At 62.9% G+C, this 18,137-nt stretch carries 29 protein-coding genes; all 29 read right to left on the reverse strand.

The window, feature by feature from the left end:
* Positions 1–37: 37 nt before the first annotated feature.
* Positions 38–427, reverse strand: a complete 390-nt coding sequence (rpsK, locus tag ABID58_RS30910) for a 30S ribosomal protein S11 (protein ID WP_007603045.1) — start codon at positions 425–427, stop codon at positions 38–40.
* 131 nt (positions 428–558) lie between these two features.
* Positions 559–927, reverse strand: a complete 369-nt coding sequence (rpsM, locus tag ABID58_RS30915) for a 30S ribosomal protein S13 (RefSeq protein WP_148750346.1) — start codon at positions 925–927, stop codon at positions 559–561.
* Positions 928–1,113: 186 nt separating this feature from the next.
* Positions 1,114–2,004, reverse strand: a complete 891-nt coding sequence (locus tag ABID58_RS30920) for an adenylate kinase (RefSeq protein WP_354036646.1) — start codon at positions 2,002–2,004, stop codon at positions 1,114–1,116.
* A gap of 274 nt (positions 2,005–2,278) precedes the next feature.
* Positions 2,279–3,610 carry a preprotein translocase subunit SecY gene (gene secY, locus ABID58_RS30925; protein ID WP_148750343.1) on the reverse strand — a complete coding sequence of 444 codons (1,332 nt, stop codon included), beginning with the start codon at positions 3,608–3,610 and terminating at the stop codon, positions 2,279–2,281.
* Between the two features lie 150 nt (positions 3,611–3,760).
* On the reverse strand, positions 3,761–4,246 hold the full coding sequence (gene rplO, locus ABID58_RS30930; RefSeq protein WP_354036648.1) for a 50S ribosomal protein L15: 486 nt from the start codon (positions 4,244–4,246) through the stop codon (positions 3,761–3,763).
* A gap of 75 nt (positions 4,247–4,321) precedes the next feature.
* Entirely contained in the window at positions 4,322–4,516 is a 195-nt protein-coding gene (gene rpmD / locus ABID58_RS30935; protein WP_148750341.1) for a 50S ribosomal protein L30, read from the reverse strand.
* 25 nt (positions 4,517–4,541) lie between these two features.
* A complete protein-coding gene (rpsE, locus tag ABID58_RS30940) occupies positions 4,542–5,132 on the reverse strand; it encodes a 30S ribosomal protein S5 (protein ID WP_148750340.1) in 591 nt (196 codons plus the stop codon).
* A gap of 44 nt (positions 5,133–5,176) precedes the next feature.
* On the reverse strand, positions 5,177–5,539 hold the full coding sequence (rplR, locus tag ABID58_RS30945) for a 50S ribosomal protein L18 (protein WP_027535305.1): 363 nt from the start codon (positions 5,537–5,539) through the stop codon (positions 5,177–5,179).
* 11 nt (positions 5,540–5,550) lie between these two features.
* A complete protein-coding gene (gene rplF, locus ABID58_RS30950) occupies positions 5,551–6,084 on the reverse strand; it encodes a 50S ribosomal protein L6 (protein WP_148750339.1) in 534 nt (177 codons plus the stop codon).
* Between the two features lie 16 nt (positions 6,085–6,100).
* Positions 6,101–6,499 carry a 30S ribosomal protein S8 gene (gene rpsH / locus ABID58_RS30955; protein WP_027535303.1) on the reverse strand — a complete coding sequence of 133 codons (399 nt, stop codon included), beginning with the start codon at positions 6,497–6,499 and terminating at the stop codon, positions 6,101–6,103.
* Between the two features lie 14 nt (positions 6,500–6,513).
* A complete protein-coding gene (gene rpsN / locus ABID58_RS30960) occupies positions 6,514–6,819 on the reverse strand; it encodes a 30S ribosomal protein S14 (RefSeq protein WP_057745473.1) in 306 nt (101 codons plus the stop codon).
* 46 nt (positions 6,820–6,865) lie between these two features.
* Complete coding sequence (rplE, locus tag ABID58_RS30965) at positions 6,866–7,423, reverse strand: 50S ribosomal protein L5 (RefSeq protein WP_148750338.1); 558 nt, start codon at positions 7,421–7,423, stop codon at positions 6,866–6,868.
* Positions 7,416–7,730, reverse strand: coding sequence for a 50S ribosomal protein L24 (gene rplX / locus ABID58_RS30970; protein ID WP_027535300.1), 315 nt, complete (start codon positions 7,728–7,730; stop codon positions 7,416–7,418). The genes rplE and rplX overlap by 8 nt, the downstream gene beginning before the upstream one ends.
* The gene (gene rplN / locus ABID58_RS30975) at positions 7,730–8,098 is read right to left on the reverse strand and encodes a 50S ribosomal protein L14 (protein WP_027535299.1); all 369 of its coding nucleotides are present in this window, start codon (positions 8,096–8,098) and stop codon (positions 7,730–7,732) included. The genes rplX and rplN overlap by 1 nt, the downstream gene beginning before the upstream one ends.
* Before the next feature lie 83 nt (positions 8,099–8,181).
* Positions 8,182–8,430, reverse strand: a complete 249-nt coding sequence (gene rpsQ, locus ABID58_RS30980) for a 30S ribosomal protein S17 (RefSeq protein ID WP_027535298.1) — start codon at positions 8,428–8,430, stop codon at positions 8,182–8,184.
* Positions 8,431–8,443: 13 nt separating this feature from the next.
* Positions 8,444–8,650 carry a 50S ribosomal protein L29 gene (gene rpmC / locus ABID58_RS30985; protein WP_027535297.1) on the reverse strand — a complete coding sequence of 69 codons (207 nt, stop codon included), beginning with the start codon at positions 8,648–8,650 and terminating at the stop codon, positions 8,444–8,446.
* 5 nt (positions 8,651–8,655) lie between these two features.
* On the reverse strand, positions 8,656–9,069 hold the full coding sequence (gene rplP, locus ABID58_RS30990) for a 50S ribosomal protein L16 (protein WP_148750337.1): 414 nt from the start codon (positions 9,067–9,069) through the stop codon (positions 8,656–8,658).
* Between the two features lie 32 nt (positions 9,070–9,101).
* Positions 9,102–9,827 (reverse strand): 30S ribosomal protein S3, encoded by a 726-nt coding sequence (gene rpsC / locus ABID58_RS30995; protein ID WP_148750336.1) that lies wholly within the window; start codon positions 9,825–9,827, stop codon positions 9,102–9,104.
* A gap of 18 nt (positions 9,828–9,845) precedes the next feature.
* On the reverse strand, positions 9,846–10,235 hold the full coding sequence (gene rplV / locus ABID58_RS31000) for a 50S ribosomal protein L22 (RefSeq protein WP_057745488.1): 390 nt from the start codon (positions 10,233–10,235) through the stop codon (positions 9,846–9,848).
* A 10-nt stretch (positions 10,236–10,245) separates the two neighbouring features.
* Complete coding sequence (gene rpsS / locus ABID58_RS31005) at positions 10,246–10,524, reverse strand: 30S ribosomal protein S19 (RefSeq protein WP_008136357.1); 279 nt, start codon at positions 10,522–10,524, stop codon at positions 10,246–10,248.
* 12 nt (positions 10,525–10,536) lie between these two features.
* Positions 10,537–11,370: a 50S ribosomal protein L2 gene (gene rplB / locus ABID58_RS31010; RefSeq protein WP_128951222.1), complete on the reverse strand. Its 834-nt coding sequence runs from the start codon at positions 11,368–11,370 to the stop codon at positions 10,537–10,539.
* 12 nt (positions 11,371–11,382) lie between these two features.
* Positions 11,383–11,685, reverse strand: coding sequence for a 50S ribosomal protein L23 (locus tag ABID58_RS31015; RefSeq protein ID WP_027535292.1), 303 nt, complete (start codon positions 11,683–11,685; stop codon positions 11,383–11,385).
* Positions 11,682–12,302, reverse strand: a complete 621-nt coding sequence (gene rplD, locus ABID58_RS31020) for a 50S ribosomal protein L4 (protein WP_011088150.1) — start codon at positions 12,300–12,302, stop codon at positions 11,682–11,684. The genes ABID58_RS31015 and rplD overlap by 4 nt, the downstream gene beginning before the upstream one ends.
* 1 nt (position 12,303) lies before the next feature.
* Entirely contained in the window at positions 12,304–13,020 is a 717-nt protein-coding gene (gene rplC, locus ABID58_RS31025) for a 50S ribosomal protein L3 (protein WP_148750335.1), read from the reverse strand.
* Positions 13,021–13,073: 53 nt separating this feature from the next.
* Positions 13,074–13,382: a 30S ribosomal protein S10 gene (gene rpsJ, locus ABID58_RS31030; RefSeq protein WP_002712302.1), complete on the reverse strand. Its 309-nt coding sequence runs from the start codon at positions 13,380–13,382 to the stop codon at positions 13,074–13,076.
* A gap of 86 nt (positions 13,383–13,468) precedes the next feature.
* Positions 13,469–14,659 carry an elongation factor Tu gene (gene tuf, locus ABID58_RS31035; protein WP_148750334.1) on the reverse strand — a complete coding sequence of 397 codons (1,191 nt, stop codon included), beginning with the start codon at positions 14,657–14,659 and terminating at the stop codon, positions 13,469–13,471.
* Between the two features lie 40 nt (positions 14,660–14,699).
* Positions 14,700–16,772: an elongation factor G gene (fusA, locus tag ABID58_RS31040; RefSeq protein ID WP_354036650.1), complete on the reverse strand. Its 2,073-nt coding sequence runs from the start codon at positions 16,770–16,772 to the stop codon at positions 14,700–14,702.
* A gap of 33 nt (positions 16,773–16,805) precedes the next feature.
* Positions 16,806–17,276, reverse strand: a complete 471-nt coding sequence (gene rpsG, locus ABID58_RS31045) for a 30S ribosomal protein S7 (protein WP_148750332.1) — start codon at positions 17,274–17,276, stop codon at positions 16,806–16,808.
* Positions 17,277–17,291: 15 nt separating this feature from the next.
* Entirely contained in the window at positions 17,292–17,663 is a 372-nt protein-coding gene (rpsL, locus tag ABID58_RS31050) for a 30S ribosomal protein S12 (protein WP_007603006.1), read from the reverse strand.
* Positions 17,664–18,137: the final 474 nt, after the last annotated feature.

The following is an 18,137-nucleotide window of genomic DNA, read 5'->3' on the forward strand; positions in this document are numbered from 1 at the left end:
AAAGCATCGCGGGCGACGATGCGCCCGCGAGTTCGTATCAGACGCGCCGACGCTTGCGCGGACGGCAGCCGTTGTGCGGGATCGTGGTCACGTCGCGGATCGAGGTGACGGTGAAGCCAGCAGCCTGCAGCGCGCGGAGCGCCGACTCACGGCCCGAACCGGGACCGGCGACTTCGACTTCCAGCGTGCGCATGCCGTGCTCCTGCGCCTTCTTCGACACGTCTTCGGCGGCAACCTGCGCGGCATACGGGGTCGACTTGCGCGAGCCCTTGAAGCCCATGGTGCCGGCGGAGGACCAGGCAATCGTGTTACCCTGTGCGTCGGTGATGGTGATGGTCGTGTTGTTGAACGACGAGTTCACGTGCGCGACGCCGGAGGCGATGTTCTTGCGCTCACGACGACGAACGCGGGTGGCTTCCTTGCCCATAGACTACCTTTCCTGGAGATCTCAAACGCCGCCGTAATGCCAGCGGCTACACCTGTGGAGGCGAATGGTGAGTAGCGAATGGCGAATAGGGACCCTCCCTACTCGCCATTCGCCAAACCCTATTCGCCAGTTTACTTCTTCTTGCCGGCGATGGCCTTGGCCGGACCCTTGCGTGTACGCGCATTGGTGTGGGTCCGCTGACCGCGCACCGGCAGACCGCGACGATGACGCAGGCCGCGATAGCAGCCGAGGTCCATCAGACGCTTGATGTTGATGCCGACCTCACGACGCAGATCGCCCTCGACGAGATAGTCGCGGTCGATCACTTCGCGGATCTGGAGCACTTCAGCGTCGCTGAGCTGATTGACACGACGATCCGCGGGGATCTTCACCTTCTCCACGATCTCGCCAGCGATCTTCTCGCCGATGCCATGGATGTACTGAAGCGCGATCAGCACGCGCTTGTTGGTCGGAATGTTCACGCCGGCAATACGGGCCACGGCCTTCTCCTGTTGCCGATCCCTCGTCAGGAATCGGGCTTTAAGTGCTTGTGTTTCTCGGGCAGGTGTTCACAAACGCGAACACGACGCCCACCCCTGGTCTTCCTGGGGCCCGGCATCGTTTGAAACTATCCGACTTGGATGCGGGGCTTATTAAGGGATTCAGGGGGCTTTCGTCAACTGCCGCTAGCGTTTGGCTCGCTTTTTCGTGACCTTTTTTGGACTCTTCTTCGAACCTTTCTTGATGGCCTTTTTGGCGGCCTTTTTGACCGTTTTCTTGGCTGTCTTCTTGGCTGTCTTCTTGGCCGCCTTCTTGGCGCCCTTCACGGCCTTCTCGGCGGATTTAGCCGATTTGGCAGCCTTTTTGCCGGTTTTCGTCGGCTTTTGGGCTGCTTTCTTGGCTACCTTGGCCTTCTTCGCCCCCGTCTTGGCGGGTGCCGCCTTGGCCGCGCTGCGCGCATAGCTCTTGCCATGGGATTTGGGTTCGACCGCGCCGAGCGCCAGGAGCTGGCGGTGGATGGCGCGGGTGACCTCGTCGATGGCCATCATGCCGTCGATGGTGGAGAGCTTCCGACGCTCGGAATAGTAGTGAATCAGCGGTTCCGTCTGGCTGCGGTAGCTCGCTAACCGTTTGGTCAGCACCTCCGGGGTGTCGTCGACCCGGACCTCCTCCCCGCGCTCCCGCATCTGGGCGACGCGGGTCTCGACGCGGCTCAGCAGCGCGCTCTCGTTGACGCGGAGCTCGATCACCGCATCAAGCTTCATGTGCTTGTGCTTGAGAAGCTCGTCCAGCGCCTCGGCCTGCGGCACGGTGCGCGGGAAACCATCGAGGATGAAACCGTGCCTCGCGTCCGGCTGATCGATGCGGTCGGAGATGATTCCAACCACGACATCGTCGGGCACGAGCCCGCCGCTGGCCATGATCTCCTTGGCCTTCAGTCCGACAGGCGTTCCGGCTGCAACGGCTGCACGCAACATCTCACCGGTCGAGAGCTGGACGATGCCATAGCGCTGCACCAGCAGTTGCGCCTGGGTCCCCTTGCCCGATCCCGGCGGTCCCAGCAGGATAATTCTCATCGGCGTACGCCCCCCCGATTGGTGAGCGATACGTCGCGCACCTGTGTTTGAAGTTTGACAACAGTGCAAACCATAATCGGCGCCGCACCGCTACCCATATCATAGGGGAGCAAATGCCCGGACGCCAAGAACGCCTTTGAAATCAGTGATTGCGCTGCAGTGAGAGCAGCTCTGCCGATGCGACCGAATGACTGGCTGATCACCTCGGCGGGCGCCGCGCGTGACTCGCGCGGCGAATCGGCAGCACAGGCGTGCTGCCTCGAGAGGACGCGGCTTAGCGGCGGCGACCCCGGAGCTTCGACTTGCGGATCAGGCCCTCATACTGATGAGCCAACAGATAGCCCTGCACCTGCGCAACCGTGTCCATGGTGACACTGACGACGATCAGCAGCGAGGTGCCGCCGAAGTAGAACGGCACCGAGGCGTAGGAGATCAGGATTTCCGGGATCAAGCAGACGATCGCCAGATAGATCGCGCCGAGCACCGTGACGCGCGACAGCACATAGTCGATATATTCCGCGGTGCGCTCGCCCGGACGGATGCCCGGGATGAAGCCGCCATGCTTCTTCAGATTGTCCGCGGTCTCGGTCGGGTTGAACACGATAGCGGTGTAGAAGAAGGCGAAGAACACGATCAGCGCGAGATAGAGAATCAGGAACAGCGGACGGCCGTGGCCGAGCTGGGTCGTGATCCACTGGAACCATTCCGGCCCACTGCCCGCGTTGAAGTTCGCAACCGTGGTCGGCAGCAACAGCAGCGAGGACGCGAAGATCGGCGGGATCACGCCGGAGGTATTGAGCTTGAGCGGCAGATGCGAGGACTGACCCTCGAACATCTTGTTGCCGACCTGGCGCTTCGGATACTGGATCAGAAGCCGGCGCTGGGCGCGCTCCATGAACACGATGAAGGCGATCACGGCGACCGCCATCACGATCACGACCAGGATCAGGCCGGTCGACATCGCGCCCTGACGGCCGAGCTCGAGCATGTTGGCGAGCGCCGAGGGCAGTTCGGCGACGATGCCGGCGAGGATGATCAGCGAAATGCCGTTACCGATGCCGCGCGAGGTGATCTGCTCCCCCAGCCACATCAGGAACATGGTGCCACCGGTCAGCGTGATCGCGGTGGACAGACGGAAGAACATGCCGGGATCGCTGACGACATTGCCGGCACCCTCGAGGCCGACCGCAATGCCATAGGACTGGAACGCGGCCAGGATCACGGTCAGATAGCGGGTGTACTGGTTCAGCAGTTTGCGGCCGGACTCACCTTCCTTCTTCAGCGCTTCGAGCTGCGGCGAAACGGTGGTCAGAAGCTGGATGATGATCGAGGCCGAGATGTACGGCATGATGTTCAGCGCGAAGATCGCCATGCGGTGGATGCCGCCGCCGGCGAACATGTTGAACATGCCGAGGATGCCGCCGGCTTGCGACTTGAACACCTGCTCCCAGATGTTGGGATCGATGCCGGGCAGCGGGATGTAGGTCCCGAGCCGATAAACGAGCAGCGCACCCAGGGTGAACCAGATGCGCTTCTTCAGCTCGTCGGCCTTGGCAAACGCGCCGAAATTGAGGTTGGCTGCCAGTTGTTCCGCTGCTGAGGCCATATTGGACTTTCTCCCGCCGCCTTTTGCGCCGTCATACCCGCGGCCGGGCTATTTTAGCGGACGCCGGACATTATCTGGGGCTTCGGCTTCGATAAGTCCATCGTTCCGCATGCGCAAAGGCCCGCGAGGCGCGGGCCAATGACGCAGTTGTTACGCCGCCTCGCCCTCTTCCTTGGCAGGGGCCAGGATCTTCACCGAACCGCCGGCCTTCTCGACCGCTTCGATCGCGGTCTTCGAGGCGCCATGCACTTCGATGTTCAGCTTGGCCTTGAGCTCGCCGCGGCCGAGCAGCCGCAGGCCGCCCTTGGCGCGGCGCAGCACGCCAGCCTTCACCAGGGCCTCGACGTTCACGACGCTACCGGTGTCGAGCTTCTTGGCATCGACCGCATCCTGGAGCCGGTCGAGATTGATCTCGGCGTACTCGACGCGGAAGATGTTGTTGAAGCCGCGCTTGGGCAGACGGCGATGCATCGGCATCTGGCCGCCTTCGAAACCTTTGATGCGCACGCCCGAACGCGCGGTCTGGCCTTTGCCGCCGCGGCCGGACTGCTTGCCCTTGCCCGAACCGATGCCACGGCCGACGCGCATACGCTTCTTGCGCGAGCCGGCATTGTCGGCGATATCGCTGAGCTTCATCGCCCTGCTCCTTGTGTTTTGCGCATGATCTGGCCCGAAAACCGGTATCCACTTTTCGGGATCATGCGCGCAATTTTACTTCTCGTCGACGATGCGAACGAGATGGTGAACCTTTTCGATCATGCCGCGGATCGCCGGGGTGTCCGGCAGTTCGCTGGTGCGGCCGATCTTGTTGAGCTTGAGCCCGATCAGCGTCGAACGCTGCGAGTGATGGCGGCGGATCGCGCTGCCGGTCTGCTCAACTTTGATCGTCTTTGCGGCCTTGGCCATCGTGGTCTACTCCGAAAAGCGTTCGTTAGTCCGCAGCCGCCTCGGCATCGCCGCCGACGCGACGACCCTGGAGGGTGGACACCTTGATGTTGCGGCGCGCCGCGACCGAACGCGGGCTGTCCTGGTGCTTCAGCGCATCGAAGGTCGCGCGAACCATGTTGTACGGGTTCGACGATCCGATCGACTTCGCCACCACGTCCTGGACGCCGAGCGTCTCGAACACGGCACGCATCGGACCGCCGGCGATGATGCCGGTACCGGCCGGAGCAGCACGCAGATAGACACGGCCCGCGCCATGACGGCCGGCGATGTCGTGATGCAGCGTACGGCCCTCGCGCAGCGACACGCGGGTCAGGTTGCGCTTGGCGGATTCCGTTGCTTTGCGGATCGCTTCAGGCACTTCGCGCGCCTTGCCGTGACCGAAGCCGGCGCGGCCCTTCTGGTCGCCGATCACGACCAGCGCGGCGAAACCGAAGCGCTTGCCGCCCTTGACGACCTTGGCCACGCGGTTGATGTGGACGAGCTTGTCGACGAACTCGCTGTCGCGCTCCTCGCGCTGCTGACGGTCACGTCCGCCGCGTTGATCGCGTCCACCACGTTGTTCGCGTTCTGCCATTTTTCCAATCCTTCAGAAGCTTACGCCTCAATCCTCAAATTCTGTTAGAAGCTCAGCCCACTCTCACGCGCAGCGTCGGCCAATGCCTTGACGCGCCCGTGGTAGAGATAGCTGCCGCGATCGAACACGACTTCCTTGACGCCCTTCTCGGCGGCGCGCTCGGCCAGCAACTTGCCGACCGCCTTCGCCGCATCGATGTCGGCGCCGGTCTTGCCGCCGTCGCGCATCGACTTCTCGAGCGACGAGGCAGAGGCCAGCGTCTCGCCCTTCAGGTCGTCGATGACCTGGGCATAGATGTGCTTGGACGAGCGGAACACCGACAGACGCGGGCGGCCAGCACCGGAGCGGCGCAGCTTCAGCCGCACACTCCGCTTGCGCCGGGCATTTGTAACCTTGGCTTTGGACATGACCGGCTCCGTTACTTCTTCTTGCCTTCCTTGCGGAAGATGAATTCGCCAACATACTTCACGCCCTTGCCCTTGTAGGGCTCCGGCGGACGATAAGAGCGGATCTCGGCGGCGACCTGGCCGACGCGCTGGATGTCGCTGCCCGTCACCGTGATCTCGGTCGGCTTCGGCACGGTGATCGTGATCCCTTCCGGGATCGCATAGACCACGTCGTGGCTGTAACCGAGCGCGAGCTGCAGGTTCTTGCCCTGCATCGCGGCGCGATAACCGACGCCGGTGATTTCGAGCTTCTTCTCGAAGCCCTTGGTGACGCCTTCGACCAGATTCGCGACCTGGGCGCGAGCGGTGCCATACAAGGCGCGCGCGCGATTGGTCTCGACCCGCGGGTTCACCTTGATCTGGCCGCTCTCGAGCTTCACCTCGACGTCGTCATGGACGACGAACTGAAGCTGGCCCTTCGGCCCCTTCATCTTGACGGTCTGCCCGTCCACGGTCGCGGTCACACCGGACGGCACCGCAACAGGCCTTTTGCCAACACGTGACATGGATCAAAAATCCTTCTCAGAACACCGTGAAGAGGACTTCACCGCCCACGTTCGCTTCACGCGCACTGTGGTCGGCCATGATCCCCTTCGGCGTCGACAACACCGAAATACCGAGTCCGTTATTGACCCGCGGCAGGTTCTTCACCGAGGCGTAAACACGACGCCCGGGCTTGGAGACACGTTCGATCTCGCGGATGACGGGCTCGCCGTCGAAATACTTCAGCTCGATCTCGATCTCGCTGCGGCCCGAGGAGTGCTCGAGCGTGGCGTAACCGCGGATGTAGCCCTCGCTCTTGAGCACTTCGAGGACGTTCTCGCGCATCTTCGAGCCGGGCGTGGAGACCTTGCTCTTGGCACGCATCTGCGCGTTGCGGATGCGGGTGATCAGATCGCTGATTGGATCGTGCGTAGACATCTAAACGACCCTCCTTACCAGCTCGACTTCACGAGGCCCGGGACCATGCCCTTGGAGCCAAGGTCGCGCAGCGCGATACGGGACAGCTTGTTCTTGCGGTAGTTCGAGCGCGGGCGGCCCGACAGCTCGCAACGCAGACGGATGCGGGTGGCCGACGAATTGCGCGGCATTTCAGCAAGCTTCAGGGTCGCGGCGAACCGCTCTTCCATCGGCAGCGTCTTGTCGGCGATGATCGCCTTCAACCGCTCGCGCTTCGGGGCGGCGTTCTTCACCATCCGCTTGCGCCGGTTGTTCTTCTCGACTGAACTCTTCTTTGCCATGCTTGGCTCCTGGGTATCCGCGTTTGAGAGGCTTTAGGTCAGCGTCTCACTGCCGGAACGGGAAATTGAAAGCGGTCAACAAGGCCCTCGCCTCTTCGTCGGTCTTGGCCGTGGTGCAGACGGTGATGTCCATACCGCGGGCTTCCGAGACCTTGTCGAAGTCGATCTCGGGGAAAATGATGTGCTCCTTGATGCCGAGCGAGTAGTTGCCGCGACCGTCAAAGCTCTTCGGGTTCAGGCCGCGGAAGTCGCGGACGCGCGGCAGCGCGACCGTCACCAGGCGATCGATGAACTCGTACATGCGAGCCTTGCGCAGCGTGACCTTGCAGCCGATCGGCTGGTTCTCACGCAGCTTGAAGGTCGCGATCGCGATACGCGAGTAGGTCACGATCGCCTTCTGGCCGGCGATCTGGGTCAGCTCGGCAGCGGCGGTCTCGGCCTTCTTGCGGTCGTTGACGGAATCGCCAACGCCCATGTTCAGCACGATCTTGTCCAGACGCGGAACCTGCATCACGTTCTCATAACCGAACTTCTCGGTCATCTCCGTGCGGATCTTCGCATCGTATTCCGCGCGCAGGCGCGGCGTGTAAGCGGCCTCAGCCATCGATCTCAGCTCCCGAGCGCTTGGCGATGCGGACTTTCTTGCCGTCCGCCAGAATCTTGAATCCGACGCGGGTCGGCTTTCCATCCTTGCCGACATACGCGATGTTGGACAGTTGGACCGGCGCCTCTTTCGAGATGATGCCGCCCTCCTGGGCCTGCGTCTGCTTCTGGTGACGCTTGACCATGTTGATGCCGCGCACCAGCGCGGTACCGGCGTCGGGACGCACCTCGAACACTTCGCCGGTGCGACCCTTGTCGCGGCCGGTCAGCATGACGACCTTGTCGCCCTTGCGGATCTTCGCAGCCATCACAGCACCTCCGGCGCGAGCGAGATGATCTTCATGTGGTTCTTGCCACGCAGCTCGCGCGGCACGGGCCCGAAGATGCGGGTGCCGATCGGCTCGGACTGGTTGTTGATCAGGACGGCGGCGTTGCGGTCGAAGCGGATGACCGAACCGTCGGCGCGGCGGATGTCCTTGCGGACACGCACCACGACGGCCTTCATCACGTCGCCCTTCTTCACCTTGCCACGCGGAATCGCTTCCTTGATCGAGACGACAATGATGTCGCCGATCGTGGCGTAGCGGCGCTTCGAGCCCCCGAGCACCTTGATACACATGACACGGCGTGCGCCAGAATTATCGGCCACGTCGAGGTTGGTCTGCATCTGAATCATTGATGCACCTCGTCCTCTTCTCTTTGCGCCAGCCTAGCCGGCGCTCAACATTTCCCTGAAGTCAGTCGGCCAAGGCCAACAGATCAGGCGCTTTTCTTGTGCTCGCCCCGGATCACGATCCAGGACTTCAACTTCGAGATCGGCTTCGATTCCTCGATCCAAACCATGTCGCCCGGCTTGAACTCGTTGTTCTCGTCGTGCGCGTGGTAGTTCTTCGAACGGCGGATCGTCTTCTTGTAGATCGGGTGCGTGAAGCGGCGATCGACGCGCACCACGACGGTCTTGGCAGTCTTGTCGCTGACGACCACGCCTTGCAAAGTACGTTTCGGCATATCCGTTAGCCCCTTACTTCTTCTTCGCGCGCGCTTGCGCAGCGACGGTCTTGATCCGGGCGATGTCACGACGGGCCTCGCGCAGGCGCGAGGTGTTCTCGAGCTGCCCGGTGGCACGCTGGAAGCGCAGGTTGAAGCGCTCCTTCTTCAGGTTCAGGACGGCGTCGTCCTGCTGGTCGGGGCTCATCGCGCGGATGTCTTCGATCTTCATCTGGGCCATGGCCATTACTCCGCAATGCGCTCGACGAAGCGCGTCTTGATCGGCAGCTTGGCGGCCGCCAGCGTCAGCGCCTCACGCGCCGTCTGGGTGTTGACGCCGTCGATCTCGAACAGCACCCTGCCCGGCTTGACACGCGCGACCCACAGTTCCGGCGCACCCTTGCCGGAGCCCATGCGGACTTCGGCGGGCTTCTTCGACACCGGAACGTCGGGGAACACGCGGATCCAGACCCGACCGGCACGCTTCATGTGGCGGGTCAGCGCGCGGCGGGCGGCTTCAATCTGACGCGCGGTGACGCGCTCAGGCTCGGTCGCCTTCAGGCCGAACTGGCCGAACGCCAACGTCGCGCCCGAAGTCGCAACGCCGTGAATGCGGCCCTTATGCGCCTTCCGGAACTTCGTTTTCTTAGGTTGCATCATGGCTTCAAGCCCTCAAATTCTCTGTGCTGGCGTCAGGCCGCAGCGTGGTCACGGCGCTGACGGCCGCCACGATCACCACCGCCGCCCGTCTCGCCTTCGGCCATTCTCTTGTCCTGGGCCATCGGATCGTGCTCGAGGATCTCGCCCTTGAAGATCCAGACCTTGACGCCGCAGGTGCCGAAGGTCGTGAACGCGGTCGCGACGCCGTAGTCGATGTCGGCACGCAGCGTGTGCAGCGGCACGCGACCTTCGCGGTACCACTCCATGCGCGCGATTTCCGCACCGCCCAGACGACCCGAGCAGTTGATGCGGATGCCCTCCGCGCCGAGACGCATCGCCGACTGAACGGCGCGCTTCATGGCGCGGCGGAACGCCACGCGGCGCTCGAGCTGCTGCGCGATCGACTCGGCCACCAGCGTCGCATCGAGCTCCGGCTTGCGGATTTCGACGATGTTGATGACGACGTCGGACGAGGTGATGTCCGCGACCTTCTTGCGAAGCTTGTCGATGTCGGCGCCCTTCTTGCCGATCACCACGCCCGGACGGGCCGAGTGAATGGTGACGCGGCACTTCTTGTGCGGACGCTCGATCACAATGCGGGCGACGGCCGCCTGCTTGAGCTCCTTGTGCAGGATCTCGCGGATCTTGACGTCCTCGTGCAGCAGCTTGCCGTATTCCTGCTTGCCGGCGAACCAGCGGGAATCCCAGGTCCGGTTGATGCCGAGACGCAGACCGATCGGATTGATCTTTTGACCCATCGTTTTCTCCTGCGACCCTTAAGCCGCTGCTGCTTCGGCTTCGACCTGACGAACAATGATCGTCAGCTGCGAAAATGGTTTGTAGACACGGCCCGAGCGGCCACGGCCGCGGGCTGCAAAGCGCTTCATCACGAGGCCGTTGCCGACGAAGGCCTGCGCCACGACGAGATCGTCGACGTCGAGGTCGTGGTTATTCTCGGCATTGGCGATAGCCGATTCCAGGCACTTCTTCACGTCAACCGCGATCCGCTTGCGCGAAAACTGCAGGTCGGCGAGCGCAGCGGAAGCCTTCCGGCCGCGAATGAGCTGGGCGACCAGGTTGAGCTTCTGCGGGCTCACCCGCAGCATCCGGGCGACCGCCTTGGCCTCGTTCTCGGCGAGGCTCCGTTCGCGCTTAGGTTTGCTCATCGTTTAATCCTCAAGCCTTCTTGGCTTTCTTGTCGCCCGAGTGGCCATGGAAGGTCCGGGTCGGCGAAAACTCACCAAACTTGTGACCGACCATTTCCTCGTTGACGGCCACCGGCACGTGCTTCTGGCCGTTGTAGACGCCGAAGGTCAGGCCGACGAACTGCGGCAGGATCGTCGAGCGACGGCTCCAGATCTTGATGACGTCGTGACGGCCGGACGCGCGCGCGGCATCTGCCTTCTTGAGCAGAGAACCCTCGACGAACGGGCCTTTCCAGACTGAACGAACCATGTCCGGCGTTCCTTACTTCTTCCGCTTGTGGCGGCTTAGGAGAATGAATTTGTTGGTCGACTTGTTGCTGCGGGTCTTCTTGCCCTTGGTCGGCTTGCCCCACGGGGTGACCGGGTGGCGGCCGCCCGAGGTCCGACCTTCACCACCGCCGTGCGGATGGTCGATCGGGTTCATCGAAACGCCTCGGTTATGCGGCTTGCGGCCCAGCCAACGGTTGCGGCCGGCCTTGCCGATCGAGGTGTTCATGTGATCCGGGTTCGACACCGCGCCGATCGTGCCGCGGCAACGGCCGTGCACGAGACGCTGCTCGCCCGAGTTCAGGCGGATGATGACGTAATCCTGGTCGCGGCCGACGAGCTGGGCGTAGGTGCCGGCGGAACGGGCGAGCTGGCCGCCCTTGCCGATCTTGACCTCGATGTTGTGGATGATCGTCCCGACCGGCATGTTGCCGAGCGGCATGACGTTGCCCGGCTTCACGTCGACATAGTTGCCGGCCACCACGGAATCGCCGACCGCCAGGCGCTGCGGCGCCAGGATATAGGCCTGGGTGCCGTCTTCGTACTTGACCAGCGCGATGAACGCGGTGCGGTTCGGATCGTATTCCAGCCGCTCGACAGTCGCGGGCGCATCGACCTTGTCGCGCTTGAAGTCGACGATGCGCAGCGTCTGCTTGTGACCGCCGCCACGGAAGCGCACGGTGATGCGACCGGTGTTGTTGCGACCGCCCGAGGAGTGCTTGCCTTCGGTGAGCGCCTTGACCGGCTTGCCCTTGTAGAGGGCTGAACGATCGACCATGACCAGCTGGCGCTGGCCCGGTGTCGTGGGATTGAATTTCTTCAGTGCCATCGTCGTGCGACCTTACAGACCGGTGGTCACGTCGATCCGATGACCCTCTTCGAGGGTCACGATCGCGCGCTTGGTATTCGACTGCGAGCCGAGATTGCCGCGGAAGACCTTGGTCTTGCCCTTGCGGACCAGCGTGTTGACGCTCTTGACCTTGACGTCAAACAGCTTCTCGATCGCTTCCTTGATCTGCGGCTTGGTCGCCTTGGCGGCCACCTTGAACAGGACCTTGTTGTGCTCGGACGCCAGCGTCGCCTTTTCGGTGACGACCGGGGCGACGATCACGTCGTAATGGCGAGCCTCGATGTTCTTCGTCATTTGAAGCGCGCCTCCAGCGCATCGATGGCGGCCTTGGTCAGAACAAGCTTCTGACGGCGCAGGATGTCATAGACGTTGATGCCCTGGATCGGCAGCACGTCCATGTTCGGAATGTTGCGGGCCGCAGCGGCAAAGCCGTTGTTGAGCTCGGCGCCGTCGATGATCAGCGCGTTGGTGAGGCCCAGACCCGAGAAGTGACCGAGCAGCGCCTTGGTCTTGGCGGCTTCCAGCGCGGCCTTGTCGATCACGAGGAGATCGCCGTCCTTGGCCTTGGCCGAGAGCGCATGCTTGAGGGCGAGCGCACGGACCTTCTTCGGCAGGTCGGTGGCATGCGAACGCACCACAGGACCGAAGGCACGACCGCCGCCGCGGAACTGCGGCACGCGGGCCGAGCCGTGACGAGCACCGCCGGTGCCCTTCTGCTTGTACATCTTCTTGCCGGTGCGCCAGATCTCGGCGCGGCCCTTGGCCTTGTGGGTACCGGCCTGACGCTTGTTGAGCTGCCACTGCACGCAACGCGCAATGATGTCCTGGCGCGGCTCGAGGCCGAAAATGGCGTCGGAGAGCTGGACGGAGCCCGCTTCCTTGCCCTCGAGGGTGGTGACCTTCAATTCCATCTCACGCACCCTCTTGCTGGGCCGAGGCTTCCGCTTCGCCGCCCGCAACCTTGAACTTGCCAGGCTTCGGAGCTTCCTTCGGCAACGGCTTCTTGACGGCGTCGCGCACGCGGATCCAGCCGCCCTTGGAGCCGGGAACGGCGCCTTCGACGAGGATCAAGCCACGCTCGACGTCGAGCTGAACGACCCGGAGGTTGAGCGTAGTGATGCGGTCGACACCCATGTGGCCGGGCATCTTCTTGTTCTTCCAGGTCTTGCCGGGGTCCTGACGACCGCCGGTCGAACCGATCGAGCGATGCGAAACCGACACGCCGTGGGTGGCGCGCAGACCGCCGAAGTTCCAGCGCTTCATGCCGCCGGCAAAACCCTTACCGACCGAGGTGCCGGTAACATCGACGAACTGGCCGACGACGAAGTGGTCGGCGAGGATCTCGGCTCCAACCGGGATCATGGCATCCGCGGAGACGCGGAACTCCTCGACCTGACGCTTCGGCTCGACCTTGGCGACCGCGAACTGGCCGCGCTCTGCCTTGGGCAGATACACGGTCTTGCGGCTGCCCGACCCGAGCTGGAGGGCGACGTAGCCGTTCTTCTCTTCAGTGCGGTGGGCTACGACTTGGCAATTGCCGAGCTTCAGCACGGTCACGGGGATATGTTCGCCGGTCTCTGTAAAGACCCGCGTCATCCCGACCTTTTGTGCGATCACTCCGGAGCGCATCGGCGTGCTTCCTGTTCTTTCTGTCCGCAAGTGGCGAACGTGATCCAAAAATCTTAGAGCTTGATCTCGACGTCGACACCGGCGGCCAGGTCGAGCTTCATCAAAGCATCGACGGTCTGCGGGGTCGGATCGACGATGTCGAGCAGGCGCTTGTGGGTGCGCATCTCGAACTGTTCACGGCTCTTCTTGTCGACGTGGGGCGAACGGTTGACGGTGAACTTCTCGATGCGGGTGGGCAGCGGAATGGGTCCGCGGACCTGCGCACCGGTGCGCTTCGCCGTGTTCACGATCTCGCGGGTCGACGTATCGAGGATACGATGGTCGAACGCCTTGAGACGGATACGAATATTTTGGCCGTTCATTGCCGTGTCTTTCTTGGGTGAGTGGCGAGTAGCGAATAGCAGGTGGTTCTGGCCCACTCGCTACTCGCCATTCCCTATTCGCTTGCTTACTCGATGATCGAAGCGACGACGCCGGCGCCGACGGTGCGGCCACCTTCGCGGATCGCGAAGCGGAGCTTCTCCTCCATCGCGATCGGCACGATCAGGTGCACTTCCATCGCGATGTTGTCGCCCGGCATCACCATCTCGGTACCTTCCGGCAGATGCACGACACCGGTCACGTCGGTGGTGCGGAAGTAGAACTGCGGACGGTAGTTGGTGAAGAACGGGGTGTGGCGACCGCCCTCTTCCTTGGTGAGGATGTAAGCCTCGGCCTTGAACTTGGTGTGCGGCTTGACCGAACCCGGCTTGCACAGCACCTGGCCGCGCTCGACGTCTTCGCGCTTGGTGCCGCGGAGCAGCGCACCGATGTTGTCGCCGGCCTGGCCCTGGTCGAGCAGCTTGCGGAACATTTCGACGCCGGTGACGGTGGTCTTCTGGGTCGCACGGAGACCGACGATCTCGATTTCCTCGCCGACCTTGACGATGCCGCGCTCGACACGGCCGGTCACGACGGTGCCGCGGCCCGAGATCGAGAACACGTCTTCAACCGGCATCAGGAACGGCTGGTCGATCGGACGCTCCGGCTGCGGGATGTACTCGTCGACGCTCTTCATCAGCTCGAGGATGGCTTCGTGGCCAAGCTTCTTGTCGGAGTCTTCGAGAGCGGCGAGCGCCGAACCCTTGATGATCGGGATCTTGTCGCCCGGGAAGTCGTACTTCGAGAGCAGCTCGCGGACTTCGAGCTCGACGAGCTCGAGCAGTTCCGGATCGTCGACCATGTCGCACTTGTTCAGGAACACGACGAGTGCGGGCACGCCGACCTGGCGGGCGAGCAGGATGTGCTCGCGGGTCTGCGGCATCGGGCCGTCAGCAGCCGACACGACCAGGATCGCGCCGTCCATCTGCGCGGCGCCGGTGATCATGTTCTTCACGTAGTCGGCGTGGCCGGGGCAGTCGACGTGGGCGTAGTGGCGGTTCTTGGTCTCATACTCGACGTGCGCGGTCGAGATGGTGATGCCGCGCGCCTTCTCTTCCGGCGCCTTGTCGATCTGGTCGTACGCGGTGAACGTTGCGCCGCCGGCTTCGGCGAGAACCTTGGTGATCGCCGCGGTCAGCGACGTCTTGCCATGGTCGACGTGACCGATGGTGCCGATGTTGCAGTGCGGCTTGTTACGTTCAAACTTTGCTTTGGCCATTTGACTCTCCGTTCAATCGTCAGCTCTGGACCGACGACAATCAGGCAAACTTCTTCTGGACTTCTGCCGACACGTTGGCCGGCGCTTCTGCGTAGTGGTCGAACTGCATGGTGAAGGTCGCGCGACCCTGGCTCATCGAGCGCAGGTTATTCACGTAACCGAACATGTTCATGAGCGGCACCATCGCGTTGATGACGTTGGCGTTGCCGCGCATGTCCTGCCCCTGGATCTGACCGCGCCGGGAATTCAGATCGCCGATGACCGAGCCGGTGTAGTCTTCCGGGGTCACCACCTCGACCTTCATGATCGGCTCGAGCAGGACGGACTTGCCCTTCTGCAGCGCTTCGCGGAACGCCGCGCGCGATGCGATTTCGAAGGCGAGCGCCGACGAGTCGACGTCGTGATACTTACCGTCGACGAGCTGAACCTTGACGTCGACCACGGGGAAGCCCGCGACCACGCCGGAGCCCATCACGCTGTTGAGGCCCTTTTCGACGCCGGGGATGTATTCCTTCGGAACCGCGCCGCCGACGATCTTGGACTCGAACTCGTAGCCCTTGCCGGGCTCGTTCGGCTCGACCACGATCGACACTTCCGCGAACTGACCGGTACCGCCGGTCTGCTTCTTGTGGGTGTACTTGACCTCGGCCTTCTTGGTCACGCGCTCACGGAACGCCACCTGCGGCGCGCCGATGTTGGCGTCGACCTTGTAGGTACGGCGGAGGATGTCGACCTTGATGTCGAGGTGGAGTTCGCCCATGCCCTTGAGGATGGTCTGGCCGGACTCCTGGTCGGTCGACACGCGGAAGGACGGATCCTCCGCAGCGAGCTTCGCCAGCGCCACGCCCAGCTTTTCCTGGTCGGCCTTGGACTTCGGCTCGATCGCGATCTCGATGACCGGCTCGGGGAATTCCATCTTTTCCAGGATCACCTGCTTGTCGGGATCGCACAGCGTGTCACCGGTGCGCGCTTCCTTCAGGCCGGCCAGCGCGACGATGTCGCCGGCATAGGCTTCCTTGATGTCCTCGCGGTTGTTCGCATGCATCAGCAGCATGCGCCCGATGCGCTCCTTCTTCTCGCGGGTCGAGTTCACGACGCCGGTGCCGCTCTGGAGAACGCCGGAATAGATGCGGCAGAAGGTGATGGTGCCGACGAACGGGTCGTCCATGATCTTGAACGCGAGCAGCGCGAGCGGCTCCTTGTCGTCCGCCTTACGCACGACCTCGTTGCCGCGATCGTCGGTGCCCTTGATCGCAGGCACGTCGATCGGCGACGGCAGATAGTCGACGACGGCGTCGAGCAGCGGCTGCACGCCCTTGTTCTTGAAGGCCGAGCCGCACAGCACGGGATAGAACGCGCCGGTCAGCACCGCCTTGCGGATCAGCCGCTTCAGCGTCGCTTCGTCCGGCTCGTTGCCGTCGAGGAAAGCGGCGAGCGCATCGTCGTCGAGCTCGACGGCGGCTTCCACCATCTTCTCGCGGTATTCCTTGGCCTGGTCGACGAGATCTTCCGGAATGTCGACATAGTCGAACTTCGCGCCGAGCGACTCGTCGTTCCAGACGATGCCCTTCATCTTCACGAGGTCGACGAGACCCTTGAAGTTGTTCTCGGCGCCGATCGGAAGCTGGATCGCGATCGGCTTGGCACCGAGGCGGTCAACGATGTCGGCCAGGCACTTGAAGAAGTCGGCGCCGGTCTTGTCCATCTTGTTGGCGAAGACGATGCGCGGAACCTTGTACTTGTCGCCCTGGCGCCAGACGGTCTCGGTCTGGGGCTCAACGCCCTGGTTCGAGTCGAGCACGCAGACGGCGCCGTCGAGCACGCGCAGCGAACGCTCGACCTCAATGGTGAAGTCGACGTGGCCGGGGGTGTCGATGATGTTCAGACGCTTGCCGGCCCAGAACGCGGTGGTCGCAGCCGAGGTGATCGTGATGCCACGCTCCTGCTCCTGCTCCATCCAGTCCATCGTCGCGGCACCTTCGTGCACTTCGCCGATCTTGTGGCTCTTGCCGGTGTAATAGAGGATGCGCTCGGTCGTCGTGGTCTTGCCGGCGTCAATATGCGCCATGATACCGAAGTTACGGTAGTCCTCGATGGCATGTAGGCGGGGCATGGGTCGTTCCTTGCGAGTCCGAGTGTGTCGCCGTTACCAGCGATAGTGCGAGAAGGCGCGGTTGGCTTCCGCCATCCGGTGCACGTCTTCGCGCTTCTTGACGGCGTTCCCGCGGTTGTTCGATGCGTCCAGAAGCTCCGCCGAGAGCCGCTCGGTCATCGTCTTCTCGTTGCGCTCGCGCGCAGCCGAGATCAGCCAGCGAATGCCCAGCGCCTGACGGCGCACCGAGCGAACCTCGACCGGAACCTGATAGGTCGCACCACCGACGCGGCGGGAGCGCACTTCGATCGTCGGCATGACGTTCTCGAGTGCCTGCTCGAACACGCCGAGCGGGTTCTGCTTGGTCTTGGATTCGATGAGACCGAACGCACCGTAGACGATGCCTTCGGCGACCGACTTCTTGCCGGCGTACATCACCGAGTTCATGAACTTCGTGACGATGATGTTCCCGAACTTCGGATCGGGAAGAACTTCGCGCTTTTCCGCTGAGTGGCGACGAGACATTGAGCTGGTTCCCGCTTACTTCGGACGCTTGGCGCCGTACTTCGAACGACGCTGCTTACGGTTCTTGACGCCCTGGGTATCCAGAACGCCGCGGAGGATGTGGTAGCGCACGCCGGGCAAATCCTTGACGCGACCGCCGCGGATCATGACCACCGAGTGCTCCTGGAGGTTATGGCCCTCACCCGGGATGTAGCCGATCACCTCGAAGCCGTTGGTCAGGCGCACCTTGGCGACCTTACGAAGCGCCGAGTTCGGCTTCTTCGGGGTCGTGGTGTAGACGCGGGTGCAAACACCACGCTTCTGCGGCGACTGCTGCAGCGCCGGCACCTTCTTGCGCGACTTCTGCACTTCACGCGGTTGAGCGATCAGCTGGTTGATCGTCGGCATCCTGGCCTTACCCTTTGTTATCGCGGCCCCTTGCGGGCCCGCTGTCTTGCCGCGGCCCGTTGCCGGGACCGCAAATTCTTTCGAGCTACCCGCCCGACGAGGCCCGCCTCGCACGGAACAATCCGCACAAAGCGAAATTGCGCCAACCGCTCCATCACTGAGCGGAAAGCGTTCCGACGCACAGAGGACCGCAGCCTTCGGGCCAATCGGCGAAAACGCCGCAGCCCGCGTACCGAGGTCATGCATCCGAGTTCGATCTCAAGAGAACGTGCTCAAGAGACCTAAATTCGCCTGGCATTGCCTAGCTATAAGCGACAGCGTTTGAGCGGCATTCGTCGAGGTTGGTGCCTGCCAAGCGACCCCTACGGGATCAGGCAGGTGCTCCGTACCGACGCTGGCGATGCTCACCGCCTGTCGTTAAGTGAGGCGCTTTCTATAAGTGAGAATCGATCAAGTCAAGGTGAAATGACCGTC

Origin of the sequence: Bradyrhizobium sp. S3.2.6 (genome assembly GCF_040546885.1) — a bacterium.
Lineage (GTDB): Bacteria > Pseudomonadota > Alphaproteobacteria > Rhizobiales > Xanthobacteraceae > Bradyrhizobium > Bradyrhizobium cytisi.